The sequence below is a fragment of the Candidatus Auribacterota bacterium genome, assembly GCA_026392035.1.
Lineage (GTDB): Bacteria > Auribacterota > Tritonobacteria > UBA1439 > UBA1439 > JAPLCX01.
The window spans coordinates 41,078-53,624 of the sequence record JAPLCX010000067.1 but is presented as its reverse complement, the minus strand read 5'-3'; the positions used below and the strand labels follow the sequence as shown (position 1 = coordinate 53,624).

Below are 12,547 nucleotides of genomic sequence, written 5' to 3'. Positions count from 1 at the left end.
GGAAACGGGCTCGGGATGGAGCAGCAGGCAAGTCACGAGTGCTGGCGTGAACGGAGCAAGCAGTTGAACCCGCGCATGCGCGAGGGAGGGACCAGATCATGTCTATTGACTCCGCGCCTTTGATGGGTGACCCATTACGATCCTGGGACATCTTCTGTATGGCTTTCTGAGGCGCTGTGGTATTATAGCTGTGGTTGCCGGTTGCGGGTTTCTTGTTTCTCGAATTTTCGGCCGTACCATGGCGAAAGGAGGGATGGTCAATGACGCTCATGCCTCTGGCGTTTTTTCAGAATGTGGGGCTCCCCGAGCTCATCGTCATACTGTTTATCATTCTCCTCTTGTTCGGCGCCAAGCGACTCCCTGAGATGATGAAGAGTCTCGGGAAGGGAGTTAAGGAGTTCAAGAAGGGCATGGAGGAGGGCGAAGGGAAGAAAGAATCCACGCCGGATGAGAAAAAACCACCAACCCCCTGACGCGGCGCTCGCAGGGAAGCGTGATGGAATGCATGCCGCGGCTCAGGCTGAAAAGCCTGAGGAGAAACCTTTCCTCGATCATCTTGAAGACCTGAGGCGTACGATTATCAAGGCGCTGTGCGTATTCGGATGTGCTTTCCTGATAGCCCTCCCGCTTACGCTCAGGGGATATACCCTCGGGCTTTTAAAGCGCCCCCTCATGCTCGTCATCGACCGGGACGGGAGCAGCCCTGCGGCGGCAGCGATACTCCCGACGCTCTCTCCGGCCGGCGGAATCTCAGTCGCGATGAAGGTTTCGGCTGAGGCCGCGCTCGTTATTTCGCTCCCGATCCTCCTCTATCTCGTCGGCATTTTTGTCTTGCCGGCGCTCACGCAGAAGGAACGCCGCTATTTTGGCCCCGTCCTGTGCGGCGGCGCCCTCATGTTTTATGCGGGCATGGCCTTCTGTTACTTCACCACGCTGCCATGGACGATCCAGTTTTTCTGGGGTTTCAACAGGCTCATGGGGATAGGAAATCTGTGGACGATCAACGAGTATGTCACCTTCGTGAGCCGCATGCTGATTGCCTTTGGCCTTGTCTTTGAGTTCCCTCTCGTCATCCTTTTCCTTGTCAGGGCGGGCATCCTCAGCTACAGGGTATTGAGCGAGAAACGCAGATATGCTATAGTTCTCATATTCATTCTGGCGGCGGTTATGACTCCCGGCCCTGACGTGGTTTCGCAGATCGCGATGGCGCTGCCGCTGCTGCTGCTGTATGAGATCTGCGTGTGGGGAGCGAAATTGATAGAAAGACGTGAAGCGTGAAGCGTCGTTCGTGAATCGTCATTCATTGTACGAAATACGCTTCACGAGGCCCGCTTCACGGGAATAGAGATGGGGCAGTAGCTCAGCTGGGAGACCTGCCCGCTCGCCGGGTGAGCAAAGGGTTACATGTGAGCTGTGTGGGGACGTAGCTCAGTTGGGAGAGCGCGGCGTTCGCAACGCCGAGGTCGTGGGTTCAAATCCCATCGTCTCCACAGAGCTCATATGGTGCCATATGATATTTGCTCGCTTGGCAGGCGGGGCATCATCCCGCCGAATGGCGGGACAACGTGGGGGTCGCGGGTTCGAATCCCGTCTGCTCCACCATTACTACAGTGAAGAGTGAAAAGGGATAAGGGAGAAGCATAGGGCATTATCGGGAGAGGGAGGGTTCACATGGTTTTGATCTTGGAGGCGATGAGGCCGCGACAGTGGATGAAGAACCTGATCATCTTCGCCGGCCTCCTCTTTTCCAGAAGATTTTCAAACGTGCAGGACGTGGTGACCGTGTGCATGGCATTCGTGATCTTCTGCGCTCTTTCCGGCTCGATTTATCTCATTAACGATATCGTCGATATCGATGAAGACAGATGCCATGAGCTCAAGCGGGCGCGGCCGATCGCCTCAGGGAGGCTGAGGCCGGCAACCGCTGCCCTCGCGGCGGCGTCCATGACCATCGCGTCTATTATTGCCGCCTTTCTCATCGGGACAGCGCTCGGAGTGGTGTCCCTCGCGTACTTCCTGCTCCTGCTCTCCTATTCGCTTCTGCTGAAGCACGTGGTGATCGTCGATGTCCTCGTGATCGCCGTCGGTTTTGTCCTCAGGGCGGTTGCGGGCGGCGTGGCGATCGGCGTGGAGGTTTCTCCATGGCTCCTCATCTGCACCATCCTCCTCGCGCTCTTTCTCGCACTGAGCAAACGCAGGCACGAACTCGTCCTCCTTGAGGGGGATGCCCCGCAACACAGGCCCATTCTTGAGGAGTACTCAACCTATCTCCTCGACCAGATGATCGCGGTGGTGACCTCATCCACGCTGATGGCCTATGTGCTCTACACACTCTCCCCGCGCACCCTGCATGATGTGAGCGACAAATTGTACTTAACAATCCCTTTCGTGCTCTACGGTATTTTCAGGTACTTGTGGCTGGTGCACCATAAGGAGGGGGGCGGAAGCCCTGAACTCACGCTGCTCTCTGACAGGCCGCTGATGGTTGATCTCATACTCTGGGCGGTATCGGTGGGGTTGATACTCTTGATTAAGTAATGATCGTGAGGGTAGTGTTAAAAGTTCTATGAAAGAGCTGAATGCAACCACAGATTGCACAGATAGTTGTGAAGATTTTTGGGGGGGAGGAAGTCTGCGTCAATCTGTGGTGAATAAATCTGTGGTAGATGGAGAAAGAAAAGAATTTCTATACAGCGGCTTTTATATGGATGTTACCACAAATGAATCACCACTGATTTACTCGGAAAAGGCATAAATAATCAGAGAAATCTGTGGTTGCTTTACAATATCTTTTGACATTACCATCGTGAGACGAAAGAGGGAAGATGAAAGACGGAAGACGAGAGACGAAAGATGAGAGATGGGAGACGGAAGATGGAATAGGGAAAATCGTCTCACCTCTTACGTCTTACCTCTCACGTTTTACGTCTCACCTTACAGGAGCGAGATGGAAAAGACATGTGTGGTGACGGGCGGGGCGGGGTTCCTCGGTTCTCATTTGTGCGACCGTTTACTCGATGAAGGCCACGCCGTCGTGTGCCTCGATAACCTTTTGACGGGGAGCGTCAGGAACATAGAGCATCTCTCCGGAAACGAGAATTTTACCTTCATCAAGCAAAACGTGACGGACTATCTCTACATCGCCGGAGAAATTTTTTATATCTTTCACTTCGCCTCTCCCGCCAGCCCCATCGACTATCTTGAATTCCCGATCCCCACCCTCAAGGTGGGAGCGCTCGGCACGCACAAGACCCTCGGCCTCGCAAAATCGAAAGGGGCGAAGTTTCTCCTCGCGTCCACCTCGGAGGTATACGGCGATCCGCTCATTCACCCGCAACCCGAGAGCTACTGGGGTAACGTCAACCCGATCGGGCCGCGCGGGGTGTATGACGAGGCGAAGAGATTCGCCGAAGCGATGACGATGGCCTATCACCGGTACCACCACCTCGATACCAAGATCGCCCGAATATTCAATACCTATGGCCCGCGAATGAGAGCAAATGACGGGCGGGTGGTCCCCTCCCTTATCTGCCAGGCGCTCAGGGGCGAGCCGCTCACCGTTTTCGGCGACGGCTCGCAGACGCGCAGTTTTTGTTACGTTTCAGACCTGATCGAGGGAATTTATCGGCTTGCGATGTCGGACATGAACGAGCCGGTGAATATCGGCAACCCGCAGGAGATGACCGTTATGGATTTTGCCCGGGAGATCCTGCGCCTCACCGGGAGCAGGAGCGCGATCGTCCACAAACCCCTCCCCGTTGATGATCCCAGGGTGCGCCAGCCTGATATCAGCAAGGCCAGGAAGGAGCTCCGGTGGGAACCGGGGGTGGGCCTGGAGGAAGGGCTGCGGGAAACAATAGAGTATTTCAGGAAAGTTTTAAAATAAAATGAGCACCTGATTACTCTGATTTATCTGAATATCAGGGGAATGCATCAGGTTAATCAGGGAAATCAGGTGCAAGAATATTTATGAAACCATCCATCACCGTTTTCTTCCCATGCTACAATGAGGAGGAAAACGTAGAAAAACAGACCCTCGACGTCAATCGGGTCCTGAGCGAGATCGCCGATGATTATGAGGTCGTCATCGTTGACGATGGATCCACGGACCGCACCGCCGAAATTGCTGACCGCCTCGCTCGTGAGCACAGTCACGTACGGGTGATCCACCATCCGCATAATCTCGGCTACGGCATCGCTCTCAAAACGGGTTTTACGGGCGCACGGAAGGAGCTCGTCCTCTATACCGATGGCGATAACCAGTTTGACATTAACGATATCCGGAAGATGCTCCCCCTCATGAAAGAGGGGGTGGACATGGTGGTGGGCTACCGCGCGGACCGCAAGGACAAGCCGCTCAGGAAATTCGTTTCCCGCGTCTACAATTTTATTATCCGCCTCGTCTTCGGCCTCAGGGTGCGCGACATCGATTGCGCCTTCAAGCTCTTCAGGCGTTCGGTGTTTGATCGTATCGAGATCAAGTCGGAGCGGTTCCTCATCGACACGGAGATCCTCGTCAAGGCCAAGCGGGCCGGGTTGAATATTGTCGAGACCGGCGTGACGCACTTGCCCCGCATGGGGGGAAAATCCTCCGTCGCCCCGAGCGATGTCTTCCGCACCATCCACGAACTCTCTCACCTCTGGGTGCACATCTTCGCAGTCAACTGGAAGAAGCTGATCCTGAGTTCCCTCGTGAGCGCAGCTTTTATCGTGCTCATCGTCAGGAATATCGATTTCCGCAGCTTTGCCGCCGAAATCGGCAAGGCCGACCGGAGCTATATCTGGCTCGGCCTCCTCGCCTACGCCCTCAGCTTCTGGTTCAGGAGCATCCGCTGGCGCATGCTCCTCCTCCCCGAGAGAAAATTCAGGATCAGCGAGCTCTTCTCGGGGATTGTCATAGGATGGATGGCAAATAACGTGCTCCCGGTCCGGATGGGGGAGATAGTCAGGGCGTACGATTTCGGCCGCGTGCACCGCTTCTCAAAAAGCCTTTGCTTCGCCACGATCGTCGTGGAGAGGCTCATTGACGGCCTCACGCTCATCCTGTTCCTCGCCATCGTCCTCATGTTCGTGAGCTTCAAACCGATCATCAACCAGATTTTCGTTCTCGGCATATTCATCTTCTTTTCTCTCTTCATCATCCTCTTCTATCTCGTGGCCGGCAAGGCGCTCGGGAGGCAGATGGGTATATACCGCGTCATTGATAACCTCGGGCAGAAGTACCTCAAGGCGGAGGGGCAGTTCGTCATCAGCAATTTCATCAAGGGGCTTGAGGTGCTGCTCCATGAGAAGCTGATGTGCGTGGTGTTCGGCCTCTCGGTCCTTGTATGGTGTTCCGAAGCGGGCATGTACTCGTGCTTTATCAAGGCGTTTCACCTTGTCCTCCCGGCCTACGCCCCCGTCTTCATCCTCTGCATCGTCAATCTCGGCCTGATTGTCCCCTCAATAGGATACGTGGGAACATTCGAGTGGTTCTGCAAGGTTGCCCTCCTCCAGCTCTCTGCGCTCGACCCCGCCCTCGTCACGGGGTACGCGGTTGCGCTGCACGCGACCCAGTACATCCCCGTGACGATACTGGGAATCATCTTCTTCATCCGGCACAACTTCGATGTAGTGAGAGCGCGTGACGAGATCAAAGTGACCGCACTGGGAGATTGAGCGTGAGCAAGAGTAACTACATCGGCTACGCCGTCAGCATTGTGGTGGTGGTCGTAATTGTCTTCACCTTCGACTGGCGCACGGTCGCCGCCGAGCTCCGGAGCTTCGATTACCTGTACCTGGTGCCCGCGCTCGCCCTCTATCTCTCCGGTTTTGTGTTTCGCGGCTTCCGGTGGCAGTGCATGCTGGCCCCCCTGAAGAGGGTGGGCTTCAAAAACTCATTCAGCGTGGTCATGATCGGGTTCATGGCCAACAATATTCTCCCCCTGCGCATGGGTGAACTCGTGCGCGCATGGGCACTTAAGAGGAAAGAGGGAATAAGCGGCAGCGCGGGATTCGCCACCATCGTTGTTGAGAGGGTCTATGACGGTTTGACACTCGTCGGGCTCTTTGTCTTTGTGCTGCTTTTCAGCGCAACCACGCCGGAGGTGAAACGGTATGCCGCGTTGGGAGCGCCGATATTCTTATGCGCGCTCGGGATGCTGCTGTACGCCGCATTCAGGCAGGAGTCGGCAGGTGCGATGATCAAGCGCATGACCAGGATTCTCCCTCGCACGCTGCACAGCCGCGCAGACAGATTAGTGGACTCGTTTCTGCCGGGGCTCCATTTTCTCTCATCGGGGAAGCGGCAGGCGGTGGTGATTTTCTACTCGGTGCTCATATGGTGTATCGAGGGGTGCGTGTTCTGGTGCATCATGAGGGGCTTCCACTTCCATGCTCCCGCATACGCCGCGTTTTTCACACTCGTGATCGTCAACATCGCCATCATGGTTCCGGCGATGCCCGGGTACGTCGGCACATTTGATCTGCCTGCCGTCGTCGCCCTCGCGCCCTTCGGCGTGGGGAAGAACGCGGCAATCGGCTACATTATCGTCGTACATGCGCTCCAGTACATTTCCGTGACCGCCCTCGGCCTCTTTTTCATGAACGCGAGCGGCTGGAGCCTGAGGGAGATTGAAGAGGTCAAGGGGACATGAAAGCGGCTATTATTGGGGGGGGTATTACCGGTCTGAGCGTCGGCTACGAGCTTGCCAAGAAAGGCTACCGTGTAACGATTTTTGAGAAGGAAGCCCGGATAGGGGGTCTCGCGGGTTCATTCCGCGTCGGCGACGCCTGGCTGGAGCGATTCTACCACCACATCTTCAAGACCGACACGGCGATTCTTGGCTGGATTGACGAGCTGGGACTCAGCAGCAGGCTTATCTGGCGGCCTTCTTCTATCGGTTTTTTTCACAAGGGCGCGATACATCGCTTTGGCACTCCCCTTGAACTCCTCAGGTTCTCTCCGCTCTGTTTCACGGACAGGGTAAAGCTCGGCCTCTCCGTGCTCCATTTCCAACGCATGAAAGATTGGGAGGAATTGGATTCCGTCACCTGCAAGGACTGGTTCTCTGAACACGTGAGCCGCGCGGCCTACGAGACAGTATGGGAGCCCCTCCTTCGCCTCAAGTTCGGCGGCGCGCACGACCGCATCCCCGCATCGTGGATCTGGGGGCGGATCCATCCCCGCGCGCGTTCCAGGAGCAAGGGCGGCATGAGAGAGGAGCTCGGCTATCTGGAGGGCGGATTTGAGCTCATGCTCGAGAAGATGCGGGAGGAGATTGCGTCGCTCGGGGGCGAGGTGGTGGAGGGGGCTCCGGTTGAATACATCATACAGGAACGGAATACGGCAAAGGGAGTTATCGTGAGCGGTCACGAGCAATTTTCAGGCCTCGTCGTGTCCACCGTTTCGATTCCGGCGCTCCTCAAGATTGTCCCGCCACTGCCGGATGATTACCGCGCTCGACTCGAGGGGATCCGCTATCAGGCAGTGGTGTGCCTCGTGATGGAGTGCGGGGAGTCCATAAGCCCGATCTATTGGCTCAACATCAGTGATCCGGCGGTGACATTCGGCGGACTTATCGAGCACACAAACTTCATTGCCCCCGAACAGTATGGGGGCAGGAGGATAGTGTACGTGTTCAATTACGTGAGCGAGGATGACCCGTACTATCGTATGGGCGCTGAAGAATATTTCGCCGCGCATCAGGCGTCCCTGAGACTCGTCAATCCGGGATTCCGCAGGGAGTGGGTCAAGGAGATGCACCTCTTCCGCGCGAGCCACGCCACGGTGGTCTATACCCTCGGCTACCGCGCGAAAATGCCCCCCTTCGCGTCGCCCCTGAACCGGCTCTATGTGGTGAATACGAGCCAGATCTATCCGTATGACCGGAACATGAATAACTGCGCCGCGCTCGGGCAGAAATTCGTCCAAACCCTTTAACCAATTATCTTCACCGCGCGGCCGTTGGCCGCAACCAAATTTTACAACTGAACCTGCCTGCCGGCGGGCAGGGACACTGAATTCAAGGTTCCATTATGGTAAAAGCTCTTGGTTTGTTGTCAGGCGGGTTGGATAGTATTCTGGCTGCGTGCGTGCTCAAGGAGCAGGGGATTTATGTGAGCGGCATTGTCTTCGAGTCCCCGTTTTTTGGTTCGGAGAGGGCGAAGCGAGCCGCAGAAGCGCTCCATATTCCGCTGGCGGTACACGATATTACCGTCCCCCACCTTGCGATGCTGAAGAAGCCGAAACACGGATTTGGATCGAACATGAATCCGTGCATAGATTGCCACACGCTCATGGTACAGACCGCCGGCGCGGTAATGAGAGGGGAGGGATTCGACTTCTTATTCACCGGTGAGGTGCTCAACGAGAGGCCGATGTCGCAAAACAAGCGCGCCCTCAAAGTGGTCGAGAAAGGATCCGGTTGCGAGGGCTATCTGCTCAGGCCGTTGAGCGCGAAACTGCTCGAGGAAACAGTGCCCGAGCGGGAGGGGAAGGTAATGCGGGATAAGCTGCTTGATTTATGCGGCCGTTCTCGCAAGCCGCAGATGGCTCTGGCCAAGACGTACGGGATCACGGAATATCCCTCGCCCGCGGGGGGATGCCTTCTGACCGACCCCGCTTTTTCAAGGCGGCTTCGCGACCTGCGCGATCACGAGGGGCTTGGCGAGATAAGGAATATCCATTTCCTGAAGGTCGGCCGTCATTTCCGCCTCCCCAGCGGGCGCAAGGTCATCGTCGGCAGAAATGAAATGGAAAATAAAAAGTTGGAAGAGCTGGCAGGAAAGGGAGACGCACTCCTGGATCCACGCGGCATACCCGGGCCAACGGTCATTATCCCGGGCGGAGGGAGCGACACCGAACTCATGGAGGCGTCCCGGCTATGCGCCCGCTACAGCGACGCGAAGCCGGAGGACATGGTCGTCGTGGAGTACGAGCAGAGAGGGGAGAGGAAGATAGTTCGTGTCCCGTGCCCCTCACCTGATGAATTGAAGGTAGGGGGTATTTGATCAATAGGCGTTGTAGGGGCAGGTTTAAAACCTGCCCCTACGTGATAAATACATTCTCCATATGAAAGGCGTGGCAATCCGCTACAACCGCAGAAGCATCCGATTGCGGAATTACAACTATTCAAAGGCAGGAGCCTATTGTATCACTATTTGCACGCATGACCGCGAGTGTGTGCGGGGAGCAGTTGAAGGGAAGGGGGTGAATCTAAATAGGTATGGTGAGGTTGTTAAAGACTGCTGGTGTGATCTGCCCGCCCCTACAGGATGATATCGAACGCCGCCGGGGTCATCGAGAATAGGCCTATAGGATTATCGCACACGCGATTATCAGCAGCACGCCGTTTAGCATTATCCCCGCCGCGCACAACAGCAGGGGCAGTGCATAAAGGCAGTTTCTTAAGATTTGCTTTATGGAAACCGTTGTTCTTTGAACTTTCACCTTTACACTTTCGACCGTAGTTATGGTGCCGCGGGAGAGAATCGAACTCTCATGACCTCACGGTCACACGATTTTGAGTCGTGCGCGTCTGCCTGTTCCGCCACCGCGGCGTGATCGACCCTCTGATTGCGCATTCGTTCGATTGAGCGCCGTGCATCTGCGGGCGGGTGACACCACTCATGAGATAACACGACCTCTCGCATCCACGCCCTTCTCATCAGCGCTTCTTTTGTGCTATGATGTGCGTCCTCTATTATACCTTTTTCATGCGGGGGTTCAAGGTGAGACTACCACCAAAACGGGTTTTACTGAGGATTGTCGTCTGGCTCTTCGCCCTCTGTATCGTCGCGGTGATCGCACTGCACCTTATTGTCCGGTCTGAATGGTTTTTGCGGCAGGCGAGGATGGAGCTTGAGCGCGGGCTGAACCGGAAGGTGACATTCTCATCGCTGTCTCCATCGCTCCTGTACGGCGCCGGCATCTGCGTCCGCGATTTAGTCCTCTTCGAGAAGGATGGCCATACCCCATGCCTCCAAGCAGAGACCATCCTGATCAAGGTGCGGATTCTCCCGCTCTTGTGGAGGTCTTTGAGCCTGAGCTCGATCTCGATGGCGCGGCCCAGGCTCAGCCTCGTGCGCGGCAAAGACGGCACGTGGAATGTGGAAGGACTGCTGCAAAAAGAAAAGCCAGCCGCTGGGGAGACCCCTGCTGGAAGAGCCGGCGCCGCAAAGAAAAGGGCAACGGGACGTTTCTTTCTCTCTCGCCTTCGCATCAGCAACGGTGCAGTCACTATCTCTGATCCCGCGTGGAGCCGGCCCGTGGTTATGAAAGACGTGGATCTGAGAGCGGCCGACATGGCACAGGGGGCGCTCCCCTACATCGACGGGAGGGGGAGGATTGAGGGGATCCCGCTCGCCGATCTGGCGCGTGTAGTGAAAGAGCTCAGGTGCATGAATCTGAAGGGCGGTTCGGTATCCGGCCCCGTGGCGGTCACGGGGTGGCTTGGGGAAAAGGTGCAGTTCCAGTCAACGCTCGCCGCCGAGGGTGTTCGCCTTGAATATAGCGGGCGCTACAAGACACCCGAATCGGGACTGACGATGAATCTCGAAGTTCAGGGAGACGGCTCGTGCGCGGAAAAGGTATGGGACATCAGGAAAATCAGCGCCGGATTTTTCGGCGGGCGCCTCAGGGCGAGCGGATCGCTCCTCGGGCTCGGGAGGAATCCGGAGGCGCGGCTGGAAATTTCCGCTCGGAATCTGCCATGGGAGAGCATCGGAACGCTGAGCATACCCAACCTCTCGCTCGACGGCAGCTCGGCGTTCAGCGCTGCGATAGAGGGGACAAAAGAAGATATGAGTATGAAACTCGACCTTGACCTGCGTGGGAGCAGTCTGGCGTATGGCACGCATATCAGGAAGCCCGCGGGCGGCATGGCAGAATTGAAAATCCCTCTCCGCCGTGAGGGCACGAGCATCCGATGGGCGGATGCGGTCGTGCGGCTTGGCGGTCTGAAGCTGACATCGGAGGGTTCTCTTGAAACGGCGGGGGGGCGCGCGCTCAAAGCCCGTTTCAAGGCGGATGGATGTGATTTGAAGAGCCTGGGCGGTATGCTCAAACCAGGGGTGGCGGCTGCCGGGAGAGGAGCTGCGGACATCTCCCTGGAGCGATCGCTCGCGCAGCCGCTCACTTCCACGATCATCTCGGGGAGCGCAAAGGTAGCGGGCGGTGAGTTTCGCTTCGCCGGTCTCAGGCAGCCGGTCATGTATGATGCCGCATGCACGTGCGCCGCGGGGAACGTGCGGCTCGGATTGAGCACGGTGCGCGTGGGTTCGAGCTGCGGCGAGGGGTATCTGAGCTTCGATCTGAAGAGGTGGCCCGCGTTCGACTGTGAATTCAATTTCCCCATCATGGACACCGCTGACTTTGCCGCTGCCTCCCGGGCGCAGGGAGAGGCATCGCTGCCCCGTGGCGCCCTTTTTATCGCCGGGGCGGAAGCGGCGCCCGCGGAATCCCGCGAGGAAGGACCTTTTCTCCCGCCCCTCATCATGGGACTGGAGGGGAGGGGGAGAGTGGCGATTGGCGAATTGCGGATGGGGAAGCTGAAGGCACGCGATGGGCGTGGGAAGATCGTGTTGTCGAAAGGCGTCTTGAGTGTGGAAGAGTTTTCGCTGCCTCTCTACGGGGGGGAGAGCGGGTGCAAGCTGGCCGCCGCCATGAGCGGGCCTGAGCCGCGCTACGCCCTCGAGGGCACGGCTGCCCGGGTAGATCTCGCGGCGCTGCTCTCCGACCTCTACGGCTATTCAGATGCGCTCTCGGGATGGCTTTCGCTGGAGTGCGCCGCCTCGGGGGAGGGGAAGAGATGGTCTTCGATACAGAAGGCTCTCCGCGCGAAGGGCCGTTTCTCTGTCCACGAGGGCAGGCTGCGCACCGTCGGTCTCCTCAAAGAGATTGCGCCACTTTTTCTCGTCCTCGGCCAGGAAGCTAAATGCAAGGAGTTCCTCGCGCTGGGAGAGCTTTTGAAAAAGGCTCCGTCGGAAACGCGCTTCTCCCGGTGCGAGGGTGATTTCATCTTCGAGGGGGAACGCTGGGGCACGGGGAATATGCTGCTGGAGATCGCTGAAAAGCCCAACCCCATGCGGCTTCTGCTCAAGGGGGAAATGGGACTTTCCGGGACACTCAATCTCAGCGGCCGGGCGTCGTTCGCACGGGGCACTGAATGCTACCAGCAACTCGAGCCTTATTTCCCGGATGATGTTGGATGGATAACCGTGCCATTCCCGATACCGATCGGAGGGACATTGAACCACCCACGGGTGGATCTGGAAGCGGCCCGCACGGGCATCCTGAGCTTTGCCGCCGAGATCGGCGCATTGCGCCTCCGGAAGGAGATCGAGAAGAAAATTGAGCGGACCCTCGAACCCAAACCGAAGAAGAAAGGCGAAAGTCCTGCAGCGGATGATGTTGGCCGCGAGATGCTTAAAGGAGCGTCAAAAGAGCTGCTCAAACAGATGATGAAACAATAAAAGGGAAGGTCGTTCAAGTCGTTGGAATCGTTCAAATCGCGGTACGTTTAAGAACACCTAGCGACTTAAACGACTTCAACTATTTTGCCGATTT

10 protein-coding genes and 2 tRNA genes are annotated in these 12,547 nt (G+C 56.9%); 11 read left to right on the top strand and 1 reads right to left on the bottom strand.

What is annotated here, in order from left to right:
* Positions 1-260: 260 nt before the first annotated feature.
* From NTX71_07130 to NTX71_07085, 10 genes are all read left to right on the top strand, one after another.
* Positions 261-473 (top strand): twin-arginine translocase TatA/TatE family subunit, encoded by a 213-nt coding sequence (locus NTX71_07130; GenBank protein MCX6339676.1) that lies wholly within the window; start codon positions 261-263, stop codon positions 471-473.
* The gene (gene tatC, locus NTX71_07125; protein MCX6339675.1) at positions 448-1,278 is read left to right on the top strand and encodes a twin-arginine translocase subunit TatC; all 831 of its coding nucleotides are present in this window, start codon (positions 448-450) and stop codon (positions 1,276-1,278) included. Before NTX71_07130 ends, tatC begins: the two co-directional genes overlap by 26 nt.
* Positions 1,279-1,417: 139 nt before the next feature.
* Positions 1,418-1,490 (top strand) — tRNA-Ala (locus NTX71_07120).
* A 181-nt stretch (positions 1,491-1,671) separates the two neighbouring features.
* Entirely contained in the window at positions 1,672-2,538 is an 867-nt protein-coding gene (locus NTX71_07115; protein ID MCX6339674.1) for a decaprenyl-phosphate phosphoribosyltransferase, read from the top strand.
* 28 nt (positions 2,539-2,566) lie between these two features.
* Positions 2,567-2,755 carry a hypothetical protein gene (locus tag NTX71_07110; GenBank protein MCX6339673.1) on the top strand — a complete coding sequence of 63 codons (189 nt, stop codon included), beginning with the start codon at positions 2,567-2,569 and terminating at the stop codon, positions 2,753-2,755.
* Between the two features lie 192 nt (positions 2,756-2,947).
* On the top strand, positions 2,948-3,886 hold the full coding sequence (locus NTX71_07105) for an SDR family oxidoreductase (GenBank protein ID MCX6339672.1): 939 nt from the start codon (positions 2,948-2,950) through the stop codon (positions 3,884-3,886).
* An 83-nt stretch (positions 3,887-3,969) separates the two neighbouring features.
* Positions 3,970-5,658, top strand: a complete 1,689-nt coding sequence (locus NTX71_07100; protein MCX6339671.1) for a flippase-like domain-containing protein — start codon at positions 3,970-3,972, stop codon at positions 5,656-5,658.
* A gap of 2 nt (positions 5,659-5,660) precedes the next feature.
* On the top strand, positions 5,661-6,635 hold the full coding sequence (locus NTX71_07095; protein MCX6339670.1) for a lysylphosphatidylglycerol synthase transmembrane domain-containing protein: 975 nt from the start codon (positions 5,661-5,663) through the stop codon (positions 6,633-6,635).
* Positions 6,632-7,921, top strand: coding sequence for an NAD(P)/FAD-dependent oxidoreductase (locus tag NTX71_07090; protein ID MCX6339669.1), 1,290 nt, complete (start codon positions 6,632-6,634; stop codon positions 7,919-7,921). Before NTX71_07095 ends, NTX71_07090 begins: the two co-directional genes overlap by 4 nt.
* 95 nt (positions 7,922-8,016) lie before the next feature.
* A complete protein-coding gene (locus NTX71_07085) occupies positions 8,017-8,991 on the top strand; it encodes a tRNA 4-thiouridine(8) synthase ThiI (protein MCX6339668.1) in 975 nt (324 codons plus the stop codon).
* A gap of 462 nt (positions 8,992-9,453) precedes the next feature.
* Here the strand turns inward: NTX71_07085 and NTX71_07080 are convergent.
* Positions 9,454-9,540, bottom strand: a tRNA-Leu gene (locus NTX71_07080).
* Positions 9,541-9,711: 171 nt separating this feature from the next.
* Between NTX71_07080 and NTX71_07075 the strand changes: the two genes are divergently transcribed.
* On the top strand, positions 9,712-12,453 hold the full coding sequence (locus tag NTX71_07075; protein ID MCX6339667.1) for an AsmA family protein: 2,742 nt from the start codon (positions 9,712-9,714) through the stop codon (positions 12,451-12,453).
* Positions 12,454-12,547: the final 94 nt, after the last annotated feature.